Origin of the sequence: Aggregatibacter aphrophilus ATCC 33389 (assembly GCF_900636915.1) — a bacterium.
GTDB lineage: Bacteria > Pseudomonadota > Gammaproteobacteria > Enterobacterales > Pasteurellaceae > Aggregatibacter > Aggregatibacter aphrophilus.
The window spans coordinates 1,230,232-1,255,545 of the sequence record NZ_LR134327.1 but is presented as its reverse complement, the minus strand read 5'-3'; the positions used below and the strand labels follow the sequence as shown (position 1 = coordinate 1,255,545).

The window sequence follows — 25,314 nt, the reverse complement described above, 5'->3', positions numbered from 1 at the left end:
TTGTCATTGTTTGGTGATTGGCTATTTTTATGAGCAATCGATTGCCTTTGGGAGAACTGTGAAATAGATCAAATTGTTGCAAATTAATCTGAAATAAACATTTTAATTTCAGTGTTTTTTAGATAGGCTAGGGAGAGTTTTTGGTGTTTTATTTTTCTAGAAGGAGGACATTATGACAACACTTTTTGATATTGCACAAAATTGGTTAAACCAAGATCCGGACGCTGAAACACACGCAGAATTGACCGCACTTTTAACTGCGGCGAAAGGTGGCGATACAAAAGCTGAAGCCGAACTTGCTGCGCGTTTTGACGGACGTTTGCAATTCGGTACCGCCGGTTTGCGTGGTCCTCTGCAAGCGGGCTCCATGGGCATGAATCGCGTATTGGTCGCACAAGCGGCGGGCGGTTTGGCAGATTATTTAAAAGATTATGACAAACAACCTTCTATTGTGATTGGTTACGACGGTCGTAAAAATTCCGATGTTTTCGCTCGCGACACCGCTGAAATCATGGCAGGTGCCGGTATTAAAGCCTATTTATTGCCTCGCAAACTGCCGACTCCGGTATTGGCTTATGCCATTCAATATTTTGACACCACGGCAGGTGTCATGGTTACCGCCAGCCATAACCCGCCGGAAGATAATGGCTATAAAGTCTATTTAGGCAAAGCCAACGGTGGCGGACAAATCGTTTCTCCTGCCGATAAAGACATTGCCGCATTAATCGACAAGGTTGCCGCCGGTAGTATTAACAACTTACCGCGTAGCCAAGATTATATTGTGTTGGACGACACCATCGTTGATGCTTACATTGCGAAAACAGCCTCACTCGCCAAAGAGCCGCAAACTGACATTAACTACGTCTATACCGCCATGCACGGCGTAGGCTATGAAGTATTAAGTAAAACGTTAACCAAAGCTGGTTTGCCACAACCACATGTTGTAGCTGAGCAAGTTTGGCCGGACGGCACCTTCCCAACTGTGAACTTCCCGAATCCGGAAGAAAAAGGCGCATTAGATTTGGCAATTCAAGTGGCAAAAGAAAAGAATGCCGAATTCATCATTGCCAATGACCCGGATGCCGACCGTTTAGCGGTTGCCGTGCCTGACGCACAAGGCAATTGGAAACCATTACACGGCAACGTGGTTGGTTGTTTCTTGGGCTGGTATTTAGCAAAACAATATCAAGCACAAGGCAAAAAAGGCGTCTTAGCCTGCTCTTTAGTGTCTTCTCCGGCCTTGGCTGAAATTGCCAAACGTTATGGATTTGATTCTGAAGAAACCTTAACCGGCTTCAAATATATCGGCAAAGTGCAAGGCTTGTTATTCGGCTTTGAAGAAGCCTTGGGTTATTTAGTTGACCCGGACAAAGTGCGCGATAAAGACGGTATTTCTGCTGCTATTGTGTTCTTGGATTTAGTCCGTAGCTTGAAAAAACAAGGCAAAACGTTGGCAGATTACGCTGATGAATTCACAAAAGAATTCGGTGCTTATGTGAGCGGACAAATTTCTATTCGCGTTAGCGATCTTTCTGAAATAGGCAAATTAATGACCGCACTTCGCAACAACCCACCAAGCGAAATCGGCGGTTTCAAAGTGGCACAATTTATTGACCACACCAAAACCGAACGTCAAAATGACATTCTTGTCTTTATTTTAGAAAACGGCAGTCGCCTCATCGCCCGCCCATCCGGTACTGAACCGAAAATCAAGTTCTACCTCGATTCCCGTGGTACTGATGCTAAAGATGCAGAACAAGTCCTGGCTAACTTTGACAGTGCCGTTCGTTCTCTTCTACGCCAAGAGGCTTATGGGAAACAGGCGTGTTAATGAATTAGTTTCCATAAAATAAAAAAACGGTAGGTTAATCGCCTACCGTTTTTTATTAAGTTGAGATACTGTTTTAGCTATCACTGTAAGATTAAAACGGCAATGCAATCTCATTGGATTTCTTTTACTTGGGAGGAGTAAAGTGCAGCTAATTTTATGTGTGTTTTTATAGGCCACTGATAAGATTAAAGAAACACACATCAGAAAAAAATAAAGTCTAATCAATACCTGCGATTTTCTTATTTAAGGCAGACATTGTTTTTGTTACACCCCAAATGCCCAATAAACCGGCAGGAATAAAAGGAATGAAACTGATCAGTAGAACAACTAATGCCCACTTTTTCTGCGTATAAATAAACGCAATAGAAGAGATTATTCCTACAATCCAAGGCACAACAACAAGTGAGATGAGAATATTATTATCAAAATAATTAGAATAGTCCTTCCAGGCAAAAATATTTAGAATAAGATTAATGATTAAACTTGCCCATACAGCGTTATGTAATTTAATTTTAGATTCCACTGTTTTGTTCCTTTTGAAATTTATTATTCATCGATATTAATCGTGTGATAAGTTCGTTTCGAGTGTCTTTTTGTACAAGGTTAATTGGAAAAGAAACTTTCTTGTTTGTTGTAAGATGAAAGACTAATTTCTTATCTTTTTGATTCTCAATAGATTTAATATCACTATTTTTTATATACTGAGTTGCGCTAAGTGGTGCTAATTTTATTTCAATATGATTATTCATTAGTGAAATAATAGGTTTGTCGACTGCGTTTATTAATAAAATACCTAGAATAAGGTTCAGTATGCCAAAAAATAAGAACATGGCGTCCATCGAAAATCCGAAGATGATCAAAAATAACCCACTCAGCATAACTAACCATGCATTAATTTTTATTGATGATGTTCTATAAAAATGTTTTTCTAATAATGTTTCCATGTAATCCTCTGATAATAATGATTTGGGCGACGGAGTTATAACATATAAAATAAATATTACAGCAGTAAGTTTAGTTCTTTGACAGAATTAATTGAAAATATAGTGTGAGCATTCAACCGTGTCTGAAGGTGTGTCTAATTTTTCTCCGCCTAATCTAACTCTTTTGAATTCTTCACTATTTTTATCCTTGTTTGGTATATTTACATACAGCATAGGGAAGTAATAAGCAGCAGTCTTTATGCTCCGCTCTATTGTTTTATTATAAAAGGGTAAATAAGATGAACCTATTTCTCCTTTTGGGTAACGATAAATATAGAATTTCCCAAAATATGAGAAATAAATTAATCTTCTTTTTCGAGCAATACGTATTGGTCTGGCTTTTGGTATGTTTGCCAATATAAAAAATGGAAAAATATATATAAATCAGAATATGAAAAAGATCTGTATCTCTCACTATCAAACAAATATAAAAGACAATTGAAGCCGGCGATTAATAACATTAGAATCACACCAGCCCAAATAGATGGTTTTATATCATCAACCCATCCTCGTCTAACCTCAATAACATCATCCTCAACAAAATTAATTGCTTCGTGTAAAAGGTAAGGTAGCTCGCCTTCTAGTTCATATTTTTACATTTTGATTCTTATTATTGATATATGATTAATTAATATATGTATCTTAGAAAGATTACAATCAATCTTTGATTAAATGCTAAAAGTAATTGAAGATAGATTTTTGCTAATATTGTGACTTCGGTTAGCTTTATCATGCTGTAAAAACACCACTAAAAACAACCGCACTTTTAGATGGTATATGATTATTTCTTATTCTTTAATTTCAGTTTCCGACTTTTCCATTTGCCCAGTGGTTTCGGAAACTGTTCTACATCTCCAGCCTCATTTCCCCAAGCAATCCCAAATCGGTTGTAATGTAATGAACGAATCGGGTAGTCATATAAGTTTGGGCAGGGCATTACGCCATAACCGGCCTTGATATTATCTTCTACCGAAATAATCTTCATATTCTTGAATTTCCATTTCAACTCCATTCCTTCTTCATAGGTTCCCATTGAAAAAGAGGGGAGGGCTGTAATATGAGGTGCCTGTTCGGCAAAGTATTTTTCAATCTCTTTTTCTAACACCTCGTCTTTCGGCAATTTACGGCAATATAAACCGCCATCTATCCAACCGAATAAAACTTTCCCCAAACATTCAAAAATACCGGGGCGGGTTTCCAGTGCTTTCATCATGCTTGCGATGCGTTCCGGTGGAGTATTAGGATTCATAAAGTCCACTAAAAAGCGTTTAAGCACAGCCCCTTTACTGCGCTGATACATCCCGGGGAATACCATACCAAGCATGATAGCAAGCATCGGTAGCCACATGGTGTAATCCGAGACTATCATTTGTGAGCCTCGTCTAAAATTAGCAAAGTGTTTTGCTTGTTGATATGGATGAACCCAGAAAAATATCGCACCACCAACAAATGCAAAATATTCAGGCAAGGGACGCATCAATTTATTTACCTCCGTTAAATAAAACTTGTTATTAACGTAGGTATAAATAATCCCGCGCTTGCGGTCAAAACGCACTCGGCGTTTGGTTGGCCAAAGGCAGTAGATAAGAAAAAGAACATATTTCCCTGCAATAAAATAGCCAATCCAGGCATATCCACTCAGGTATTCATCCCAATTTTCCTTCATAAAATCTTCTTTGCTTTGACCTGCTTTGGTTATATTAGGATTATCGTAATCCTGGTAAAACTCCCAACTTTTTTCAAAGGCCTGCATGGGTTGAAAACTATACTGTAACTCTCTCCAAGTCATATTTTGGTAACGAGGATCAATAAAATCATAATAAACAGCAATTACTGTAAATATAATTAAGACAATTTTCACTGCCGCCCAACGCTTTTCCTTTAACTCAATGGTATTTTCACTGGTTTTTTTAAACCAATGACGCATTAAACGTTGCTCTTTTTTCGTTAACTCATTTTGCATCACTTACTCCGAATAGCCATCATTTATTGCCGCTTCCATTGCAGCCTGTCCTTTCTGTTGAATTTCCTTCGTTTTAGCTTGAAACTCTTCGCTGAGATAAACATCATCAAAAGTACCACCTTCTTTATCCGTAAACTTCGCAATAATACGAACGTCTTTTATATGAATATTATTCTCGGCAAGATAGAAGGTGACATCACCGGAAGCTCCGGCATAAAACCGCTTAATAGGCTGCGCTTGAGAAGAACCCCATTGAAACAGGTTAATCACCAGATTCTGTGTTGTCGGTTCCGTGTGTCTAAATTCGGCACAGCTAATACGATAATAGCCTTGACTGATTTTGCTGTTCATTTAAAAAAAGTGCGGTTATTTTTCTAGGTGTTTTTTGCTCTACCAAAACACTTAAAATTTTAACCGCACTTTTATCAATTAATTTAATAAATCATATTTACCTGAAGACTTACCGTAATGACCCAAATTAAGCGATAAAGCAAGTCTTTCAGCTCTACGCAAGCCTAAATGCTCGGAGCAAATGGAAAATCGCATAAATTAACATAATGATACCCAGTATTATTTTGAGATTGCTCATTTTGTTTTGGAGCTTTTCTTGCATATCTTGATAAAGCTTTTCAGCTCGCACTTTTTGTTCTTCAAAAGATAAATTTACCCAATTTTTTTGATAATTTTCTATCGCTTTTTCAATTTCTTCCGACGTATATTTATCAGAATAAAAAGCTTTCCCTAATAAAAGATCAAGTATATTCCATGATTTAGTTGGGGGAGTATGAGCAAAATGGATATACTTGCCAGAAAGGAAATCCTGAATAAACATTTGTAATCCTTGTATATTTATCAAGCCTAGACGGCCGACTTTAACTAGATATAATTCCTTCATTTTTGAATCTGGTAAAACGAAATGTAGCCCTTCGTGTGATAAGAATAAAGGTAAATTGACTTGTTCTATATCATCATACACGGTCCATTCTGGTAGTTGATGAATATAAAATTGGTCGTCTTTAACATAAATCATGCGACGACGTCGATCAATGCGAATAAGTCGTTGGTTAGGTAAAAGTAAGCTAATAAAGAATGCAGCAAGTGGGAAACCAATAAGACTAAGGGCAACCTTACGTTTGACTTCAAAGGTATAACGTTCGTAAGATTGATAGTATTCTTGTTCTGATTGAACAGAATTTTTTGCTAATTTTTGTTGTAATTCTAAATAATTATTCCATTTTGTTTGGGCGCTGAAATAATCAAGATCGGCGTGATGTTTTCTAAATTCAATGAAACTAGTCGGTAATGTTGAGCCTTTTGCTAATTCCTTAAGTTGGGCTTCAAGCGCTTGGTTTTCTTTTATTTGTTCTTCAGCATATTGTAGGTATGCCTTGTGCCTTTCGGTAGAAGGTTGAATAAACCACTTCACATAAGTCACAAAAGTATCATCACGTGTATATATTGTATCAGCGTGTTTTACCCAACCGATAAAAGCCAACAACAAACCAATGGCAATAATTATAAGTCGCCATATCTGCATCATGGGACGATGGATCTCGATCAGATCAGGATTTAAAAATCTCACATGACGGGCTAAAAGTTTTTCGGTATAAGCGGGTTTCATCCATTTTCCTCAAAAAGTAATGCGTTAAGTTTATCACTGCCGTATAAAAGTGCGGTTAAAAATGTGTAAATTTTTCCTTAAGTAGTTGTCTATTATGATAAATTCAAACTGTTTATATCTTCTTTAAATATTAACATGAAACATACCATTACTAAATTATCTCTCCCGCTCTTTTGCTTTTGTCTTGTTGCCTGTGACACAAACTCCAATTCGAATACCACAGCAGAACCCTCACTGGATCAACAAAAAGCCGATGTACTCACTCAGTTTGAACAGTGTCATCAGTTGCAAGCACCTAGGATCTCTCAACAAAAGAAACTCATTGAAGAATGCAGAAATCCTTTGATTTCCAAACTGGCGGATATCGAAAATCAACTGTATCGCAAAGCCTATGGTACAAACTATAGTCAGTTAGAGCCTTATGAAAAAGGGTATTGGTATGGGATAAAAAATAATCATATTGGGATATTAGATAACCAAGGTCAGGTAGTGATTGAGCCGAAATATAAAGATATGGGTATTCTTCATACGGTGCCTAATTATAGTTCTTACTTATATTATTCAGAAAATGCCTTACCAGACCTGGTACGTCACTATCTTAATATTTCATCAAAGCCGGAAGTAAATTATTTTTATCCCGTTGTTTATTTTTTAGATGTACAGGCTAACTGGGGAGCAATTAATATTGAAACAAAGGAAGTTGTTGTACCCTTTAAATATCAAGAGGCAGGCTATGTGGGTAAAGGGTATGTTGAATTAATCGAACGCGATCTCAAAACCGATGAGGTAATATCTCGTGTTGTAGTTAATCAACGAGGTGAAATTGTATTAGATGCAGAGTTATATGATCAATATTCTCTCCTTGATGAAGGTTATATTCAAGTTCAGAAAGACCAAAAATATGGCATAGTGAAAAATAATCGTGAGATTATTCCAGTTATTTCAGAAAATGAGTTTTCATTAGATGGTGGACTTCTTATTGCAGGACGTTGGAAAAGCGAAGAGCGGCAATTTTACTCATTGGATGGAAAATTAATTGTACTGCCGAAGGGCTATCAAGTTGTCGATGGATTATCAAAAGATAGTCAAGTCATGTCTGTAATTAATGATAAGAATAAACAATATTCTATATGGACAAAATCAGGTAAGAAACTTTTTGATCATCTACTTAAGGTAAAATTTATTGAAGATCAATACATTCAAATTTCTAAAGGAAAAAATTTGTCATCTTTTGAAAACTATGAGAGTGCATTGATTGATCTTAATGGAAATATAGTGTTGGATTATAAATATACTGAGTTCGATGCTATAAAAACTCAAAATCATTCGACGTTAATTGAAACCCGTCTTATTGATAATTTGGGGATGTTAAATAGTGATTTGAAAGAACTTATTCCCGCAAAGTTCCAGAGTATATCTTATAATTCATATGATGAAATTAATGTTACCACGTTTGACAATCTGCACGGAATATATAGTGTTGCAGGAAAAGTGATTTTTGAGCCTATCTATAAAGACCTCTATGATGATTATTTTGCCCCAATTATGATAGCAACTAAAGGGGAAAAAATAGCATTATTCTCACTCACGGGTAAACCAATAACAGACTTTACCTATGAAAGTAATAAAATAAAAATGCTCAATAATGATAAATTAAAAGAATTCTTCCCGAACGGAGCAATTATTGCCAAACAAGACGGAATGGTAGGAATTATTGATTATGCTGGGCAGGCAGTATTACCTTTTGAGTATCAGGACTTGGATTTTGTTGAGCAATATCAGGTATTTCGGTTCAAACAAAAAGATAAATGGGGGATCATCGCCCCAACTGGTGAAGTGATTATTGCGGCGCAATATGATGATCTCGCAATGCATAATACTAATCAGTATTTAGTTCGTATAGATAAGAAATCTGGCATGATTAATCTGAAAGGGGAGATTATTATTCCGATTGATTATGGCAGGGTCTATTCTTTAAATAATGGTGATTATTTGGGAGAATCAGAAAAGGGGGAAAGTCGATTCTTTTCTGTGAAGAAAAATGAACTTTGGGGAGTATGGGATGTAGTTGAAAATAAACAAATTATTAGCAGCATTTTTCCCAGCGAGAATTTTCGTATAGAACAAAATGACTTTACCAATATTTATCACGATCGAAACATTATTGTGAACCGAGATGGTCATGATTCTGTAATATATGCACAACGCCAACATGATAATCAAGAACAATATGGCATAGTTCCAACCGAGCCGATTGCTATTAGTGAAAACATCCTAGCTTCAGGAAAGAAAGATTATAAAAAACTGGTTAATTATTTTTATCAAGTAGAGTCTACTAACCTACAAAAAAGTGCTCAATTAAAAAATAAACTTACAGAGTTTTATTTAGGTGATGATACATCACCTTTAATCGTTTTATTTGATGATTATATTGATCATTTAAAAAGAATGAAAAATGAAATTGAAGATTTAAAGATTACTGACCCTGAGGTAAAATATTTGGCAGATCAGTTCTTAGCTTATAATTTTATGCGAGTGCAATATCAAGAGGAATATAAGAAATTTGTCATTGAAGCAAGTAATAGTGATGAAAATTTGGGAACTAGATTAATCTCTTTAGAGAAAAATTATAAGTCACCGACTGATACTGCTGAATGGGAAATGAATAAAACTTATATCCTATTGAAACAAAAATATAATAATTTTTATCAAGCCAATATAGGACAACCTTACACCTATTATCATTATGATGGTCAGAATTATATGCAATATTATACGACTTGGCTTTTTGAAGATATAAGATCAATGTGGTACTGAATTTATTAACGCACAATTTTACTGCGACAAAGCTTAATGAAAAGTGGGTGACCGAATTTCGGGGAGGTGCGGAGAAGCTATATCTCTTGCTGATGATGAGCTAAGTCAACCAGGAGATTATTGCCTTTGAAACCCATAGACGCTCGACTTTCGGTTTGGTTATCTGTCCAAGTTTTGGGGAGTAGAGCACTTTAAAGCGTTATCTCTAAAGTGCGGTTAGATTTCTAGATGTTTTACTGCCCATCACCATATTTTTCAAGCCAGGCCTGTATTTTGGCTTCGGTTTTCTTTTCGTTATAGCCCCGTGCGGGAAAGAGGCTAAAGCGATAGAACCACCCAAAATAGTCCAACCAAATGCGTTTCTCTTTCTTGAAGTAACGGGCATATTCTTTGTCGCCATCATCACTACACATATAGTCCAACAGAAAATCCCGCAATAGGTAATTTTGATATTCGCATACCGGGCGGTATGTGCCTATCGGCACGGCGACTTTCTTTTGATTTTCCGGATTTTCATGAGGAATATGGAGAATCAAGCTGCCCATGGCTTCACGGTGCATCCAAGATTTAAACATTTCCGCTTCTAAAAACCAGCATAGGCCATCGGGATTATCTTTTAAATGTATCGGATATTGTGCAATGTAAAACTTACCCCAGCTCCAAAAATAAATTAAGCGACGTTTGCTATCAATGCGCAACGGGCGCCAATTAGGTGAAATCAGCAAGCAGAACCAGAAAAGTGGGAAAAGGATATAGAACCAGCCCCAGTATATAATATCTGAGTGCATTTCTAGCATTTCATTTCTAAAAGTATCATACTCGCCATTTGGAATTTCTTTGCCTTGCGCTAATAAACTTGATGTATAAAATTGCCAATTATCTTCCAGCCCCCAATCAATAGAAATTGCCCATTTTATGGGACCTAATATTTCTTGTGTGGTAAAAAAATCATAGATAGTTATACCCATTACACCTAAAAACCATACCCAAGCCATATTAGCTTTCATATGTCCAAAATTATAACGGGCAATTTCAATCACCCCATTACCCCGTTGTTTCACATTACGTGCCACCATATCCGGTGTGTAATTTGGTGTATTCATTGGTCTTGGTTCTTCTATAAATGACATATTTTTATAAGGTACTTAGTTTATAAAAAATCATGCTAAAAACAACCGTACTTTAGCATTAGTTCTCTAAAGTGCGGTTAGATTTCTAGATGTTTTTATTGTCCATCGCCATATTTCTCAAGCCAGGCCTGTATTTTGGCTTCGGTTTTCTTTTCGTTATGGCCCCGTGCAGGAAAGAGACTAAAACGATAGAACCACCCCAAATAGTCTAACCAAATGCGTTTTTCTTTCTTGAAGTAACGGGCATATTCTTTGTCGCCATCGTCACTACACATGTAATCCAACAGAAAATCCCGCAATAGGTAATTTTGATATTCGCATACCGGGCGGTATGTGCCTATCGGTACGGCGACTTTCTTTTGAACTTCCGGATTTTCATAAGGAATATGCAAAATTAGACTGCCCATGGTTTCACGGTGCATCCAAGATTTAAACATCTCAGCTTCTAAAAACCAGCATAGACCATCGGGATTATCTTTTAAATGTACCGGATATTGTGCAATGTAAAACTTACCCCAACTCCAAAAATAAATTAAGCGACGTTTGCTATCAATACGCAACGGGCGCCAATTAGGTGAAATCAGCAAGCAGAACCAAAAAAGTGGGAAAAGGATATAGAACCAGCCCCAATATATGGCATCTGGGTGTTTATTTAACATCCTCATCTTAAATTCTAGATATGCATCTGAAGTTATGGGGATTCCAGATACTTCCATTCCGCCCTTGACTAATCTCCAAGAGTCTTCCAAAGCCCAATCAACGGAAATAGCCCACTGAATATCGTTAAACATCCCTTGTTGAAAATAAATATCATATAAGGTCATACCTGCCACAATTAAGAACCACGGCCATGCCATATTGGCTTTCATGTGCCCCTCATTGTAACGGGCAATTTCAATCACGCCGTTACCCCGTTGTTTCACATTGCGTGCTACCATATCCGGTGTGTATTGTTTTTCTCTCATTACTTAATTCCCTCAAAAGTAATACTGCCTTCAAAATACTCGGCAAACATCTTATCCCAAAATGTTTTGGTTTTTTCTCCCAGTTTTGGGTAATTTACGGTAACAATCAGGATATCTTTATTCTTATCCGGCACGGCATTTCCTTCTACCACCCGAATTCGCTTATAGCCTTTTAAAAGATTGACATTTGAAAGATCCTGGGTATAGCACCGTTGGCGCGCGTTTTCTAACGCGTGTCGATGACTGGTAAAAACACCACCAAAAACAACCGCACTTTAAAGTGTTATCTCTAAAGTGCGGTTAGATTTCTAGATGTTTTTACTGCCCATCACCATATTTTTCAAGCCAGGCTTGAATTTTGGCTTCGGTTTTCTTTTCGTTGTAGCCGATTGGTGGGAAGAGGCTAAATTGATAGAACCAGTTGAAGTAGTCACTCGTGATACGTTTTTCTTTTTTAAAGAACTTGCCGTATTCTTCATCGGGATTTTCGCTGCCTAAATAATCCAAAATAAAGTTCAGTAAGGCATGATTTTGATATTCGCACGCCGGGCGGTAAATGCCGAGTGGTACGCGGCAGGCGGATTTTTTATCAGGGTTTTCGTGCGGAATGTTAAACACCAAACTGCCAAAGTGTTTTGGGCGGATCCACGGGGTAAAATATTCCGGGCTTAAAAAGCTGAGCAACTGTTCCCGATCTCGTTGTACGGATTTAGGATAGTGCATAATATAAAGCTGATCCCACGACCAAAAATAGACTAAACGCCGTTTGGCATCAAAGCGCACTGGACGCCATTTCGGGGAGATCACCATAAAGAACCAAAACAGCGGGAAAAGGATGTAAAACCAGCCCCAGTAGATATTTGAACTGTGCATTTCAAGCATTTCGGCTTTAAACTCATTATAGTAATTAGGTGGAGGTGCTTTATCATACCAAGAAAAAGAAAGATGTTGATTCCAACTTTTTTCTAAGCCCCAATCCACCGAGATAGCCCATTTCATATCATTAATCATACTTTGAGTCGTAAAGTAGTCATAAAGCATAAAACCTATTGTACATAAAAACCATACCCAAGAAAGGTCGGCACGGATATACCCGTCGTTATAGCGACGGACTTCAATGACACCATTGCCCAGCTGTTTCACATTGCGGGCAATCACATCAGGATTATAGTTGGATATGCACATTTACTTGGCTCCCACATAAGTTATTTGACTTTCAAAATAATCAGCATGAGTTTTACGCCACAAGGTGGAAACATCTTCGCCTAATTTCGGGTGTTTTATCGTGACAGTTAAGGTATTGAGCATATCACTTCCTTTCGTATTTTTTGTATAACGGTAGCTCTTTGCTGACGTATATTTCCTAACGCGTGCCAATAATTTATAAAACATTCTCAAAAAACAACCGCACTTTAGCATTAGTTCTCTCAAGTACGGTGAGATTTTTCCGTGTTTTTAATGGTTTTTATCCAGCCATGCCTGAATTCTTGCTTCAATTTTCTTTTCGTTGTAGCCGATTTGTGGGAAGAGGCTAAATTGATAGAACCAGTTGAAGTAGTCACTCGTGATACGTTTTTCTTTTTTAAAGAACTTGCCGTATTCTTCGTCCGGATTTTCGCTGCCTAAATAATCCAAAATAAAGTTCAGTAAGGCATGATTTTGATATTTGCACGCCGGGCGATAAATGCCGAGTGGCACACGGCGGGAGGATTTTTTATTAGGGTTTTCATGCGGAATGTTAAACACCAAACTGCCGAAATGTTTTGGGCGGATCCACGGGGTGAAAAATTCCGGACTTAAAAAGCTGAGCAACTGTTCCCGATCTCGTTGTACGGATTTGGGGTATTGCATAATATACAGTTGCCCCCATGACCAAAAGTACACTAAACGCCTTTTTGTATCGAACCGCACAGGACGCCATTTTGGCGAAGCGACCATAAAGAACCAGAACAGCGGGAAAAGGATATAGAACCAGCCCCAATAAATTCTTGACCAGTGCATTTCGAGCATTTCAGCCTTATATAAATCATACTCATTTGAAGGTATGTTCTTTCCTAAGGACGAAGCTATATCAAAATATCTTAGCCATCCTTCTTCTAGTGCCCAATCGACAGAGATAGCCCATTGCACATCCCTAAACAGGGTTTGGGTGGTAAAATAGTCGTAAAGTATAAAACCTATCGAACACAAAAACCACACCCAAGAGAGGTCTGCCCTAATATGCCCGTCGTTATAACGGCGGATTTCAATTACGCCATCCCCCAGTTGTTTTACGTTACGGGCAATTACATCGGGTGTGTAGTTAAACATAGACATTTTATTTCCCCCCCACGTAAGTAATCTGACTTTCAAAGTAATCTGCAAAATGTTTGCGCCAAAGCGTACTCACGTTTTCACCTAATTTAGGGTGTTTTACAGTGACAGTCAAAGTATCCAGCATATTACTTCCTTTCGTATTTTTGCTATAACGGTAACCTTTCAGCATATTAATCTGTGTCATATCAATCAAAATTTCACCTTGGGATAAAAATTGCTTTCTAACCTTATGAGTCGGTATCGACACCGGTGCCGGCACACCTCCGCCCAACATTGGATCTGTATTGCTATAATCTTCAATACTGATTTCTACCGTTAGTTTATCCGCACTGCTTCTATCCTTAAATACTGGACAATAAACTTTTAACTGATACTGATTTGCCAAAGTGGTGTCAATACCGATACCCCAGATCAGGTTATAAAATCCATCCATTTCTTGTTCAAAGAAATTCTTAATTTTCTTGAATTGTTCAGGATTACTTTCTGGAGAAGCTAAAACCTCCGCTTGAGTAAGTCGTCTAGAAAAATTGTCCCTTGAGGCTTTCCAATAATCACTCGAATTTCCCCAGAACCCGGTTCTCACCCATTTCTCAAATTCATTATCCGCTACCAAGGAAGTCAGCACCGAGCCGATTGCCAACACCACCCCGATACCCACAAACGCACCGGTGTAAGCAAAGGTGGAAATAAAGAAGCTGATTTCCGCTATGCCTGCCAAAATCGCCGAATTACGCGCGGCGGTGTCGCCGGTGCGTACAGCTTGCTGTGCCTGTGCCAAAGCGATAACCACGCCCAAGACATTAGCAAACCGCCCCGCATTTTGCAGTGTCAGGTGCTTGGCGATTTGTGTCCCTCTACCGGCTGCTGCTTTTATCCCAATCGGTTCTTTAAACCTGGTCAATGCCTGAATTTGTTTCACCGCCGCTTTATCTAAACGGTTATAAAATGTTCCCAACGCCTTCGTACCAAAGCCTCTGCTTCGCTCAAAACTTGCTACCAAAGCGGCAAAATCATTCGCCAAACGAACAGCCGGATGTAAAAACCATGCTGATAAGGAACCGGAATTGTCTTCCTTATATTTTGCCCATTCACGTAAGTTCACGATTAACGCACCGCCGGCAAAGAATGTTCCCACCGATTCTGTGATGTTTACCACCCGTAATGCCGGATTATATTCATTTTTTACGACCACATGAACGTTCATATTAATATAATGGGATGTGCCCGCTCGCACGCCTTTGGTTAATTCTGCTTGATAATGCGCTGCATTTAATCCTTTAAAGAGCTCATCGGCATTGTGAATGAGAGTATGCATTTGCTTATTTACAATATCCGCTCCTACATTCAGACTGCTTACATGATCCATGGAAATCATCTGCAATTTTAACCCTGCTGCCGCTAAAAAACGTGAATAAGGAATGGCTTCTTTCACCTCTTCTTTCCACAGTAACATCTGTGCAGCCATTACCGATTCAATCATGAGTTCAAAGCGCAGCGATTTTACAGTGAGTTTTTTAGCCGCTTCTTTGCTGATTTGGGTGAGCTTATCGCCGACTGAAAGCAGATTCGATAAACTGTCACCCCATGAGCTTCCTGTAACAAGCGTATTTTTCTGATATTCCATACCCTTTGGCGTATCACCAAACCCCGCCATCGCTGTGCCATAAAATGCCATGGCGTAGTCCGCAATAGAGGCTAATTTTTCCAATTGTTGTTTATTGGCTTTACAAAGGCCGTCTAAAAATTTCATATGCTCATGAGGGGTTCCGTTGCCAACTTGATTAAGCAAGTTAAACTGTGCCACAGCCAAGTTTTTCATGGTTTGTTCTGCCATTAGCGGTGACTTTTTCGCATAGATTTTTATTTGCTCTCGCATTCCTTTATCTAACGGGTCGGAACTCATGAGGCGCTTAAACCAGTTGGGGTTTTTAAACACATGTTGTTCTATCTGTTCAATTGCCTTGGCGGTGGTGACCGGATAAAGAATGTTGGAAAATTCTTTCAGGTTATTCGCTAAAATCCGCTGATGATAAGCCGATACGTCTTTAATGTCGCCGATACGATCAAACAAGGCAATGACCACCGTTTTTTAGCCGAACAACTATCAAACACTTGATGTTGCTTGTTATAACCCAATCCGGTTGCACGTCGGTAGCTGTCAAATGCATCATTAATCAGTTTCTCTATCTTAAAATCTGCGACTTTTTCCGTCAGTAACGCACCGGGGAAAATAAACTCAGACGTGCCACCGGTTAGGGAAATTTTCTGCATGATTTGCTCCCGTTTTTTCGGATCACGTTCTAATTCTTCAAACATTTCCGGCGCCCAACGCACTTCACTATAAGCACATTCGATGGAACCGACTTGCGCATGAACATAAGCATAAGGAAAGGAACGTGGCAATTTTTTCCATTCGCCACGCGCCGTACCATCCGTCCAGACATATTGAGTAAAGTGATAAGGCGAAACACCGGAATCATTAAGCTTTGGGGCATTGCTGTCATCTTTGGCTACCGTATATTCAAAAATTAGCCAACGCTTCTTTTCGTCAGTCGCATTTTCCACGTGTTTTGCGTGGGCAAGAATATATAAATATCCTTGACGTAAACGGCGTAAATCATATTCCTTATCGCTAATTCCAGTTGGCATTGGTGGAACAGACCCTGTTTTAGCTGCATTATTTAACGTTTCCGAACTCATACTAAAACGCACAGGGAAGATTGGCACGATATCCAATTGACACGCAAGAGGCTGACCTACAGCCTTAGCATTGGGGTCTAAACGACCATCGGTTTTCTTTGTTGACATAGTCATTCCTAAGTATTCATCGAAGGTTTATTTTTTCACATAATAGTTCACCGAGTTCAATTTCGGTAAGGTCATTGCCATACTCTTTTTCAAGCTCAAGCCAATATCTTTTGAGTTTCGTCAAATCTCCAGAAAGATAACAAAGTGTTTTCACTACATTGGTTATACTTCCTTCAATTTTAAACCCTAATTCAAGAGTCTGATTAAAATATTTAGCAATATCCGCCTCTGCAATTTTTTGTTCCGGAAATTCGGCCGGGATAATTTCTGTCTGTAGCTTTTCAAGTAATTGGCGTTTGTCGTATTCTTCTAAAAAGCGTTCCATTTCATTATCAAAAGCGACCGCACTTGGTTGTGTCTCGGGTGGTAACTCTTTCAAGTTAAAAATATAAAACCGATTTTCTATTCTTGCCGCAAAATACTCAATGATACATTCTCCATTGCGAAACCCGAAAAATGCAGCTAAGCGCGTTGGGTCATATTCAATATGATGCAAATAAGCCACCAATACCTGTGGGTCGTAGAATCGGAAAAAGTACCATTTCTCCGTCTCTTCTTTATAGAGATGGATAAATTTACGCAAATGATAATGTACTTCCTCAAAGGAATGCTTAGTGCGAATAAAGATGGCCGGATTGATATCCCAACAACCGAACCATTCCTGTTCGGCTTGTGTAAATAAAATTTGGGTAAACCACCCACTGATGCCTTCATCATTGACGGTAAGCTGGGTGAGATAAGGTGCATTTGTGTCCATGCGATTTTTTAAATCGCCTTTATATAAAGAATCTGTTTGTCCTTCCCGTTCACAAAGCTGGGGCAAGATAAAAGATTTCACCCCATCGACAACCGTATAATAACGATAGCTATCGGGATTCGGGATGAAATCGGGATTTGGATAAACCAAACCTTCTTTGGGATTCTCCTGTGAATTTAGCTGCGCAAAAAACGGATGATTGACTAATGCCTCCGGCAAATAGGGCGGTTGATATGAATGCGTTTCAAATATTGACTGCAGAGGCGAAATCGTTAAACTTTCTTGCGATAAATAAGATTGGGTGCCTTGTTGAGTTTCTTGTTGTACAAGTAAAAAACGAAGCTCTTGTTCCTTTAATTGTTGTGCTGCTGCCCAAACAGCGGCTTCATAGCCATGACGTTGAAACCATGTAGTGGCAGGTAAAGGGGCAAGTTGGCTACTCAGTTTACATTGATAATGTGTTTTATAGTCTTCAATTCTTTGTTGGAAAATATCGCGATTTTCGGCAAAACCAATCAGGTGACCAAAATAAAGGGTATTAGGTTGATTAAGGTAAGTGAGCTGGTAATAACCCACCCAAAGTTGTTGGTCTGTCATACAAGGCATATTCCTATATAAAAGTGCGGTCAAATTTAGCGATGTTTTTTTGAATATTGGTTTTGCCAACAGTCCGGTTAGGAGGCTTCTTTGTGAGTAAACGACATTTTTGAGGTTCTTATGAATAAAAGAGAGGCGATTAATTAACCACCTCTCTTTTTCTATACGTTTACTGTTTGTTTTTCATTGCTTCGCAAACCTCACAAATCGGTTTAGCGCCATTTGCCGCAAAGGACAAAACTCTCGGTGATTCCGGAGCCCCTCCGATAATGGAAAGATTACCTTTTACAGTGACTTTCCCCTTCAGAGTGATGCCGCTTCCGTCTATGATGATAGTACCGGCTTTTCCTAAGACCTTAAACAGTGATGAACCGGTCATTTGCACTGTTTTACTATGATGTTTAATCTCCGAATCTACTTTGAAAGACGCATTTCCATTACTTTGGTGTTTGTAGTCGCGTCCTGTATGGATTTTGGTATCTGCAACGACATCAACACTCAAATGATTACCGATATTTAAAATATCGTCTTTCTCAATTTTGGTCATACGATTGCGGTTGACTAAATTAGTTTGATCACGTCCAACAGTTAGGCTTTCATCTTGTCCGACTGTTTCAGTACGGTTGTTACCGATGTTAATGGTTTCATCGTGTCCAACTTGCTCAGTACGGTCATGCCCGATTTGTGTCGTTTCATCATTATTCACCACATTGTTTTGGTCTTTCTCAGCATGAATAAAGATTTCTTCACGGTCTTTTTCATCCTCAAAACGCAATTCATTAAAACCATTACCTTTATGCGTCTTAGACTTAATCGTCATCCGCGTTTTGTGTTCAGGAAGGTTATAAGGCGGCTCGGTGGTGCTGTGATAAGTTCGACCGGTAATAATCGGTTGGTCCGGGTCACCTTCTAAGAAATCGACAATCACTTCATGCCCGATTCGCGGTATCATCATGGCACCAAATTGCGCGCCCGCCCAACCTTGACTAACGCGCACCCAACACGAACTATGTTCGTCATTGTTGCCCAATCTATCCCAAGGGAATTGAATCTTCACCCGCCCCCATTCATCACAATAGATTTCTTCATCTGCCGGACCGACAACATGCGCCACCTGAGGACCATCGACCACAGGACGGGGTTGTGGTGTCGGGCGCCATTGTCTTCCATGCGGTATCAGCTTCATTTCATTTTCGTAACGATTGCCCTCAGCCCCCGCCTCTTCTTCCAATACGCCACTTTGCCAACCACGATGAACGACTCCAACAACAAGCCAATCTTGGTTGAAGTTTGAGCGTGTATGACCGCTTAAGCTAAAGCAATAGCCCGGGATGATACGTAAATCATCACTGTTTGCCATCGCCATTTCCGCTTCACGTTGTTCATATTCCAAACGGTATTGGCTGAAAGGTTTGCCTTGCGCATCACGTTTATAACGTCCCGGATAATCATATAGCTCATACTGACCATGACGGTTTTCACCCAATACGTTGGCACGGTTATGGGTGGACTGATGTTCTTGGTTATAACGTGGATTGGTAAACGTGTAATCACGCAAGGTTTGCAGGGTCGGCTTTAACTTTTCTTCATACGCAAAACGCCACACCGCGGCTTGTGGACGCTCGCCTGACGGCATCGCGTTGTAAAGCAAATCACCTTTTAACTCCGCCAATTCCGTACTATTGGAAAAATGTAACGTGTGCCCGTCATTTGTGTGTTCAAAATAATAATAAGTGCCTTCTTCCGCCGCTAAGCGTTTGATAAACTCAAGGTCGGTTTCACGATATTGCACACAGTATTCACGCGTCCAGTATCTGTCTTTTAAATGAAATTGGTGTTTTGCGACCTGATTTTTACTTAACAGCGTTTCAATAATCTTTTGGCTGTCCTGTTGTTGGAAAATACGTAAATCTGCTTGTAAATCTGCACGGGATAATGCCGGCTCAATCACCATGCTATAACGGGTGCGGGAAAAACCGCTTTCACCTTGTTTTAGTCCGGTCACAATACCGTTGAGATGTCGTACGGCAGCGTTGTCTTGCCAAAAGGTTAACGTGGCGGGGTGGTCTAAGATATCGGAGAATTTTGGCGAATCATCGAAACTTGCTAATTCAAGCTCTGCACGAAATAATTCGGATAAGTGTTCGGTTACAACAAAACTCACTACTTCAAATTGGGTTGAGCCATTTACGGTTAAACTATAACGATAATCGGATTGAACTGCCATTGGTATTCCTATGAAAATAAGTGGGTTATAAATAATAAATGATAAGAAGCAGGCTGTTTTAGTGTCGGTTCTTATTCATCTGCACTAACTGAAGATTGAGAGGCAATAAGCTCTGCTCCACAGGCGGTTTTCATTCCTTCTAAAGCAACACCACGGCCATTTTCTCGCATTCTAGAAGAGCCTTCAGCAATGGGATAATTTCCTTTGCATTGTGGGCAAGAAACCATATCGCCTATTAACGCCACATTTTTACCGCCGATCACCATGGAATGAGAACCTTGTAACACGACTCCACCATGAGATGTACGGTCTCCGACTAAGATGATTTTGCGTGACATAAATATTCCTTTTACTGTTGATAAAGCTGATTAAATTATAGCAGTTTAATGGAGTTATTCGATAAACTTAATTTATATTTTTCTTCGGGTTCTTGAGATACTTTGAATACTCAATGACTACACAGACAATGGTGCTCAGTAAATTACTTAGAAAATTATCGATAAGTCACAGAAGTGATTTATAACCCCTTCGGTGTCTGAGTAAAGGCGATATTTAAAAAACGTTATTTTTTGTGACCGCACTTTAATCTTCTTTATAACTACATACCTGCATTGATTGGTTGATGATTTATTCCAATTTGACAGCGCCTATTAGAATTCTAGGCGCGTCGGAACAACATGTATTTCACAGAGTTATTCAATACAAGTGTGGTATTCACCTTCTTCAAAATTAAGGACGATTTTCGTCATCTTTTCTCCACTAGCAATACGTTGTAGTAATGCAAGTGATAATGGAGGAAGTAGTTGCCCTTCTAAGATTGCATCGACTAATCGTGCGCCATTTGCATCGGCTTCGCATTGTTGCTCAATATGTTCAAGAATATTAGGCGCGATCGTAAATTGTGCTTTGTAGCGTTCTGTTACAAGTTTTTCCAATTTTGCTAGTTTCGCTTTTACAATTTGTTGCATTACGTCAGTTGTTAGATAGTTATATTGAACGATTTGCATACGGGCAAGGAGAGCAGGTTTAAAGAATGTTAAAAGTGATTGACGTAATTGCTCATTTGTTTTGACGGCAAACTTATCATTTGCTGCATCAAAACCACAGTTAGATGTAAGCATGAATAAAATGTTTTTACAATCAATCAAGCGTCCTTCGCCATCAGCCAATTCACCTTTATCAAAAGCTTGGTAGAACAGATTTAATACATCAGGATGTGCTTTTTCTACTTCATCAAGCAGTACGATAGAGTAAGGCTTTTGGCGAATAGCTTCGGTCAGCAAACCACCTTCACCGTAACCTACATAGCCGGGAGGGGAACCAATTAAGCGTGAAATCGTATGTTTTTCTTGATATTCAGACATATTAATAGTGGTTAAAAATTGTTTTCCACCAAAAATATGTTCAGCAATTTGAATGGCGGTCTCTGTTTTCCCCACACCACTCGGACCAACAAGCAATAATGCGCCTAAAGGAGTGCCTGCACGACGAAGATCGGCCATGGCGGTAAGTAAATTCTTGTGAATTTGTTCTATCGCTTGTTCTTGACCTTTAATATTATCATTTAGGATGATTGGTAATTCAGTGAGTTTGGTTAATTCATCACCAGTCATGCTATTTACCGGAATGCCTGTTAAATCAGCAATAACGGCAGTGATTTGTTTACTACCAACTTCTGCGTGAACAAGACACTCTTCCGGTTTAATGGCTTCGTATTGTGCTTTTTTATTTTGCAATGTGGCAATTAATTCCGGTTTTTCTTCCTCATTACATTCAGTATCAGAGATTTTTTCTCGTAATGCTAAGATTTCTTCAATAAGTGCTTTTTGTTGTTCAAAGGTTTCTGAAAGTTTCGCTTTTTCTGTTTGTAGTTCATCAAGTTGATTTTTCAGTTTTGTTTTAACAGATTCATCGACAATTTCGCCTAATTGATGATCTCGTTCGACTTCCTCAATAGCGACATTAATTTCGTGAATTTTATTGGTTAAATAGCTTAAGCGTTTTGGTGGTGTGTCTTTTGCTGTCGCAACACGTGCGCAAGCTGTATCTAAAATATCAATAGCTTTATCAGGCAATTTTTTGGCGGCAATATAACGTGCAGAAAGTTTCGTTACTGTTTCAAGCGCTTCACCTGTAATGTAAACACCGTGTGCTTTTTCATAAAGCGGTTTTAATCCTCGTAAGATGACAATGCTTTCTTCAATTGTCGGTTCATCAACTTTCACTAACTGAAAACGACGGGAAAGTGCGGGATCTTTTTCCACATATTTTTTGTATTCAGACCAAGTCGTTGCTGCAATAGTACGCAATTCACCACGCGCAAGCGCAGGTTTTAATAGATTTGCGGCATCGTTACCACCTGTCTCACCGCCGGCACCGATAAGTGTATGCGCTTCATCAATAAACAGAACAATAGGTGTTGTGCTATTTTTAACAAAATCAATTACGGATTTTAATCGTTTCTCAAATTCCCCTTTGATTGATGCGCCGGATTGTAAGGCAGCAAGATCAAGGTTCCACAATTCAACATTTTGTAAGTGTGGTGGAACCTGTTTATTGACTATTCGCAAAGCTAACCCTTCGATTAGTGCGCTTTTACCTACGCCTGCGTCACCAACAACAATCGGGTTATTTTTTCTTCTACGAGAAAGAATATCAATCATTAAATCAATTTCTTCATCACGGGCGAGAACAGGATCAATATTTCCGGCTAAGGCTTTTTCTGTCAAATTTTCTGCAAAGCGGGATAAAACAGATTTATCCGCATCATTTGTTATTTGCGTCGGAGTTGTTTGTTTTGCTTGTGATTCAGTAGATCCTTCAGCCAATGTAATTAATGATTGGCGTAAATTCTCTTTATTAATTTGATTAAGATAATTTGCTGCAGATGTTGGTAGGTAGCGGGTCGCATTTAATACGAGAGAGAGAAATATTGTTGCGGTGCGAAGTTGAATTTGATTATGTTCTAATGAACCAAGTAACCACGCTTCTTGCAACATCTCAATTAAAAGTGGGGAAAAACTAGGTACCGAACCAATATTCATATTTTCACTTTGGTTGCTACGGATTAAAAGTGAACTTAATTCCTCATGCTCAAGTTTTAATTTATTCAGGATAAAACGTACATCAGAAAATGGGTTGTCTAAAGATTTTAATAAGAAATGAGAAGGCAATACCTCAGACTCTCCGGCGCCGATAGCATAGGCGGCAGCTTCTTCCAATACTAATTTTGAGGTGTCGTTTAAAGCCCCTAAAGTCGAGGATAGATTAATTCTAATCATAGTCTTTTCCTGTTTAATCCTGTCTTTAATTTATAGATAAATTGGTTTTATTAATATATTCATTTTATAGTCATTAAGCATATAACGCGCTAATTATACTGACTTACGCACTAAAGTATAGTGAGATATGAGTGTTTAGATGGATGATGTTTATTTAAAAATAACCAGTATCACTTAGAATGAATATTTTATCACTTTTAGGCTTTTTCATTGCGTAATATCTTTAAAGTGCGGTTGAAAATAAATGTATTTTTGTACTTATAAAAATATAGTATTGATTATTCCTATCATATTTTATCAATTCAGATCGCAAATAATCACGTAAAATTTGAGGCAAACCAACTATCTAATTTAGCGGCGAGGCGGTCGATGCCCGTGCGTTTTAGGGCAGAGAAGGCTTCCACTTGAATATCGCCTTGAAACGGCAAAATAGCTTCGCGTACCATTTTGACTTGTTTGCTACGTTCGCTTTGGCTGAGTTTATCGGCTTTGGTGAGGAGCAATAAAATCGGTAGATCGGCAGACACGGCCCATTCAATCATTTGCTGATCCAAATCTTTTAACGGATGACGGATATCCATTAAAACAATGATGCCCGCAAGGCATTCGCGTTTTTGCAAATATTCACCCAAGGCGTGTTGCCATTGCTGTTTCATTTGCTCCGGTACGGCAGCATAGCCATAGCCGGGTAAATCCACCAATTTGCATTGCGGTTCCACTTCAAAAAGATTAATTAATTGAGTGCGTCCCGGCGTTTTGGAGGTTCTGGCTAAGTTTTTTTGGTTAGTGAGCGCATTTAGTGCAGTGGATTTTCCTGCGTTGGAGCGTCCGGCAAAGGCGATTTCAATACCGCTGTCTTCTGGTAGGCTTTTTAGATTTGGCGCGCTGGTAAGAAAATGGGTTTTATGATAATTCAGTTTGATATCCGACATTTTTCCGTCTCATAAGTGATTGGTCAATGAAATTGGCGGCTAGCATACTTTATCAAGCCTAAAAAAACGATAAAAAAATGCAAAAAAGTATCGATTATGCGAAAATACGCGCCAATTTTTTATTCATTTTTTGACTTAAATAATACCAATGACCGAACAGAGCCTTTATCAATGGCCTAATCCGTTGTTTTTATATCCGGATCAGGGAAAAAAATCTTATCGTATGAAGCGGTTTCGCTATCATTTACGTTCGCTTTTACATTGGCGAATCATCAAAAAATTTGAGCATTTTGTGAATCAAGATCCGTCATTAGCCACTTTGCTCAATGCTCACCCGAATTTTAGTTATCCGTTGGTACATCGTTTTTTGGATAAGCGTTTTAACACGAAACAACGCTTTGATGAAATGTGCGACAACTTGACGTTTTTACCGAAAAAATTGACCGCACTTGGTTTGCCGCCACTTTGGCAACAGCCGATTTCCTTTGGCGAGGTGATTCCGGAGTTTGAGTTGACGTTGAAACTGAGCGAGCATCAGCCTATGGAAGGGTTTTGGACATTGGAATTAACCCATGTGCCAACAGGGGAATTGATTTATTTATTAACCTTCGGGAAAGTGCAGCATGCGCTCTTGATCGCCGTGATTCAAGGTCCGAACTTTGAAGGTTCAAAAGAGATGGTGAAATTGCTCACTAAAAAATGCCACGGTTTGCGTCCAGCCTATTTAATGGTAGAGGCAATGAAAGCCTTAACCGTCACCTTGGGATATTCCGCGCTTTGGGGCATTCCACATAAATATCAAAACAAATCCCGTTTCGTGCAAAGCAAGCGGTATGTGGTGGACTATGATGCGATCTTTGCCGAATCCGCAGGGAAACTTGGTGAATATTGGGAGTTGCCGCTACATTTTGAAACCAAGAATATGGATGATATTCCCAGTAACAAACGTTCTATGTATCGCAAACGTTATGCTATGTTGGAACAGTTACAGGAAAATATGGCGACAGCGTTAAAAGTGCGGTAGGAATTTGCCGTAAAAAAGGCGAGGAAAAACGACCGCACTTTAGAGAAAATAAGCCCATCACA

General features: G+C 39.0%; 21 protein-coding genes. 3 read left to right on the top strand and 18 right to left on the bottom strand.

Annotated elements, in window-relative coordinates:
- Positions 1–172 precede the first annotated feature (172 nt).
- Positions 173–1,831: a phospho-sugar mutase gene (locus tag EL144_RS06155; protein ID WP_005704689.1), complete on the top strand. Its 1,659-nt coding sequence runs from the start codon at positions 173–175 to the stop codon at positions 1,829–1,831.
- Positions 1,832–2,048: 217 nt separating this feature from the next.
- On the opposite strand, the gene EL144_RS06150 is transcribed toward EL144_RS06155, so the two are convergent.
- The 5 genes from EL144_RS06150 to EL144_RS06125 form a co-directional block, all read right to left on the bottom strand.
- A complete protein-coding gene (locus EL144_RS06150) occupies positions 2,049–2,354 on the bottom strand; it encodes a hypothetical protein (RefSeq protein WP_032995351.1) in 306 nt (101 codons plus the stop codon).
- Positions 2,344–2,775: a hypothetical protein gene (locus tag EL144_RS06145; protein WP_032995352.1), complete on the bottom strand. Its 432-nt coding sequence runs from the start codon at positions 2,773–2,775 to the stop codon at positions 2,344–2,346. The genes EL144_RS06150 and EL144_RS06145 overlap by 11 nt, the downstream gene beginning before the upstream one ends.
- An 820-nt stretch (positions 2,776–3,595) precedes the next feature.
- Positions 3,596–4,777 carry a hypothetical protein gene (locus EL144_RS11350; RefSeq protein WP_005704694.1) on the bottom strand — a complete coding sequence of 394 codons (1,182 nt, stop codon included), beginning with the start codon at positions 4,775–4,777 and terminating at the stop codon, positions 3,596–3,598.
- A 3-nt stretch (positions 4,778–4,780) separates the two neighbouring features.
- Positions 4,781–5,128 (bottom strand): hypothetical protein, encoded by a 348-nt coding sequence (locus EL144_RS06130; RefSeq protein WP_005704695.1) that lies wholly within the window; start codon positions 5,126–5,128, stop codon positions 4,781–4,783.
- A 154-nt stretch (positions 5,129–5,282) separates the two neighbouring features.
- Positions 5,283–6,398, bottom strand: a complete 1,116-nt coding sequence (locus tag EL144_RS06125; RefSeq protein WP_005704696.1) for a hypothetical protein — start codon at positions 6,396–6,398, stop codon at positions 5,283–5,285.
- A 135-nt stretch (positions 6,399–6,533) separates the two neighbouring features.
- Between EL144_RS06125 and EL144_RS06120 the strand changes: the two genes are divergently transcribed.
- Entirely contained in the window at positions 6,534–9,215 is a 2,682-nt protein-coding gene (locus tag EL144_RS06120; RefSeq protein WP_005704697.1) for a WG repeat-containing protein, read from the top strand.
- A gap of 233 nt (positions 9,216–9,448) precedes the next feature.
- On the opposite strand, the gene EL144_RS06115 is transcribed toward EL144_RS06120, so the two are convergent.
- From EL144_RS06115 to yihA, 13 genes are all read right to left on the bottom strand, one after another.
- Positions 9,449–10,318 carry a hypothetical protein gene (locus tag EL144_RS06115; RefSeq protein WP_005704699.1) on the bottom strand — a complete coding sequence of 290 codons (870 nt, stop codon included), beginning with the start codon at positions 10,316–10,318 and terminating at the stop codon, positions 9,449–9,451.
- 122 nt (positions 10,319–10,440) lie between these two features.
- Entirely contained in the window at positions 10,441–11,310 is an 870-nt protein-coding gene (locus EL144_RS06110; RefSeq protein WP_005704701.1) for a hypothetical protein, read from the bottom strand.
- Positions 11,310–11,444 carry a hypothetical protein gene (locus EL144_RS11700; protein WP_269149051.1) on the bottom strand — a complete coding sequence of 45 codons (135 nt, stop codon included), beginning with the start codon at positions 11,442–11,444 and terminating at the stop codon, positions 11,310–11,312. Before EL144_RS11700 ends, EL144_RS06110 begins: the two co-directional genes overlap by 1 nt.
- A 184-nt stretch (positions 11,445–11,628) precedes the next feature.
- Positions 11,629–12,495: a hypothetical protein gene (locus EL144_RS06105; protein WP_032995353.1), complete on the bottom strand. Its 867-nt coding sequence runs from the start codon at positions 12,493–12,495 to the stop codon at positions 11,629–11,631.
- Entirely contained in the window at positions 12,496–12,618 is a 123-nt protein-coding gene (locus tag EL144_RS11695) for a hypothetical protein (RefSeq protein ID WP_005704704.1), read from the bottom strand.
- A 147-nt stretch (positions 12,619–12,765) separates the two neighbouring features.
- Positions 12,766–13,626, bottom strand: coding sequence for a hypothetical protein (locus EL144_RS06100; RefSeq protein WP_032995354.1), 861 nt, complete (start codon positions 13,624–13,626; stop codon positions 12,766–12,768).
- Position 13,627: 1 nt separating this feature from the next.
- Positions 13,628–15,697 carry a hypothetical protein gene (locus EL144_RS11565; RefSeq protein ID WP_232010613.1) on the bottom strand — a complete coding sequence of 690 codons (2,070 nt, stop codon included), beginning with the start codon at positions 15,695–15,697 and terminating at the stop codon, positions 13,628–13,630.
- Positions 15,640–16,434, bottom strand: coding sequence for a toxin VasX (locus tag EL144_RS11560; protein ID WP_232010612.1), 795 nt, complete (start codon positions 16,432–16,434; stop codon positions 15,640–15,642). The genes EL144_RS11565 and EL144_RS11560 overlap by 58 nt, the downstream gene beginning before the upstream one ends.
- A 16-nt stretch (positions 16,435–16,450) precedes the next feature.
- Positions 16,451–17,788 carry a DUF4123 domain-containing protein gene (locus tag EL144_RS06085; RefSeq protein ID WP_050332916.1) on the bottom strand — a complete coding sequence of 446 codons (1,338 nt, stop codon included), beginning with the start codon at positions 17,786–17,788 and terminating at the stop codon, positions 16,451–16,453.
- 169 nt (positions 17,789–17,957) lie between these two features.
- Positions 17,958–20,015 (bottom strand): type VI secretion system Vgr family protein, encoded by a 2,058-nt coding sequence (locus tag EL144_RS06080; protein ID WP_126379407.1) that lies wholly within the window; start codon positions 20,013–20,015, stop codon positions 17,958–17,960.
- Positions 20,016–20,086: 71 nt separating this feature from the next.
- Positions 20,087–20,353 carry a PAAR domain-containing protein gene (locus EL144_RS06075; protein WP_005702555.1) on the bottom strand — a complete coding sequence of 89 codons (267 nt, stop codon included), beginning with the start codon at positions 20,351–20,353 and terminating at the stop codon, positions 20,087–20,089.
- Between the two features lie 354 nt (positions 20,354–20,707).
- Positions 20,708–23,296: a type VI secretion system ATPase TssH gene (gene tssH, locus EL144_RS06070; RefSeq protein WP_005704906.1), complete on the bottom strand. Its 2,589-nt coding sequence runs from the start codon at positions 23,294–23,296 to the stop codon at positions 20,708–20,710.
- A 317-nt stretch (positions 23,297–23,613) separates the two neighbouring features.
- Positions 23,614–24,228, bottom strand: a complete 615-nt coding sequence (gene yihA / locus EL144_RS06065) for a ribosome biogenesis GTP-binding protein YihA/YsxC (protein ID WP_005704905.1) — start codon at positions 24,226–24,228, stop codon at positions 23,614–23,616.
- Positions 24,229–24,376: 148 nt separating this feature from the next.
- On the opposite strand from yihA, the gene EL144_RS06060 reads away from it, so the two are divergent.
- The gene (locus EL144_RS06060; protein ID WP_005704904.1) at positions 24,377–25,252 is read left to right on the top strand and encodes a VirK/YbjX family protein; all 876 of its coding nucleotides are present in this window, start codon (positions 24,377–24,379) and stop codon (positions 25,250–25,252) included.
- Positions 25,253–25,314: the final 62 nt, after the last annotated feature.

What these genes read in the sequence shown, in the direction of transcription:
- EL144_RS06155 (WP_005704689.1), top strand. Translation starts at nt 173, where the DNA reads ATGACAACACTTTTTGATATTGCACAAAATTGGTTAAACCAAGATCCG.
- EL144_RS06145 (WP_032995352.1), bottom strand. Translation starts at nt 2,775, where the DNA reads ATGGAAACATTATTAGAAAAACATTTTTATAGAACATCATCAATAAAA.
- EL144_RS11350 (WP_005704694.1), bottom strand. Translation starts at nt 4,777, where the DNA reads ATGCAAAATGAGTTAACGAAAAAAGAGCAACGTTTAATGCGTCATTGG.
- EL144_RS06130 (WP_005704695.1), bottom strand. Translation starts at nt 5,128, where the DNA reads ATGAACAGCAAAATCAGTCAAGGCTATTATCGTATTAGCTGTGCCGAA.
- EL144_RS06125 (WP_005704696.1), bottom strand. Translation starts at nt 6,398, where the DNA reads ATGAAACCCGCTTATACCGAAAAACTTTTAGCCCGTCATGTGAGATTT.
- EL144_RS06120 (WP_005704697.1), top strand. Translation starts at nt 6,534, where the DNA reads ATGAAACATACCATTACTAAATTATCTCTCCCGCTCTTTTGCTTTTGT.
- EL144_RS06115 (WP_005704699.1), bottom strand. Translation starts at nt 10,318, where the DNA reads ATGAATACACCAAATTACACACCGGATATGGTGGCACGTAATGTGAAA.
- EL144_RS06110 (WP_005704701.1), bottom strand. Translation starts at nt 11,310, where the DNA reads ATGAGAGAAAAACAATACACACCGGATATGGTAGCACGCAATGTGAAA.
- EL144_RS06105 (WP_032995353.1), bottom strand. Translation starts at nt 12,495, where the DNA reads ATGTGCATATCCAACTATAATCCTGATGTGATTGCCCGCAATGTGAAA.
- EL144_RS11695 (WP_005704704.1), bottom strand. Translation starts at nt 12,618, where the DNA reads ATGCTCAATACCTTAACTGTCACGATAAAACACCCGAAATTAGGCGAA.
- EL144_RS06100 (WP_032995354.1), bottom strand. Translation starts at nt 13,626, where the DNA reads ATGTCTATGTTTAACTACACACCCGATGTAATTGCCCGTAACGTAAAA.
- EL144_RS11560 (WP_232010612.1), bottom strand. Translation starts at nt 16,434, where the DNA reads ATGTCAACAAAGAAAACCGATGGTCGTTTAGACCCCAATGCTAAGGCT.
- EL144_RS06085 (WP_050332916.1), bottom strand. Translation starts at nt 17,788, where the DNA reads ATGACAGACCAACAACTTTGGGTGGGTTATTACCAGCTCACTTACCTT.
- EL144_RS06080 (WP_126379407.1), bottom strand. Translation starts at nt 20,015, where the DNA reads ATGGCAGTTCAATCCGATTATCGTTATAGTTTAACCGTAAATGGCTCA.
- EL144_RS06075 (WP_005702555.1), bottom strand. Translation starts at nt 20,353, where the DNA reads ATGTCACGCAAAATCATCTTAGTCGGAGACCGTACATCTCATGGTGGA.
- tssH (WP_005704906.1), bottom strand. Translation starts at nt 23,296, where the DNA reads ATGATTAGAATTAATCTATCCTCGACTTTAGGGGCTTTAAACGACACC.
- yihA (WP_005704905.1), bottom strand. Translation starts at nt 24,228, where the DNA reads ATGTCGGATATCAAACTGAATTATCATAAAACCCATTTTCTTACCAGC.
- EL144_RS06060 (WP_005704904.1), top strand. Translation starts at nt 24,377, where the DNA reads ATGACCGAACAGAGCCTTTATCAATGGCCTAATCCGTTGTTTTTATAT.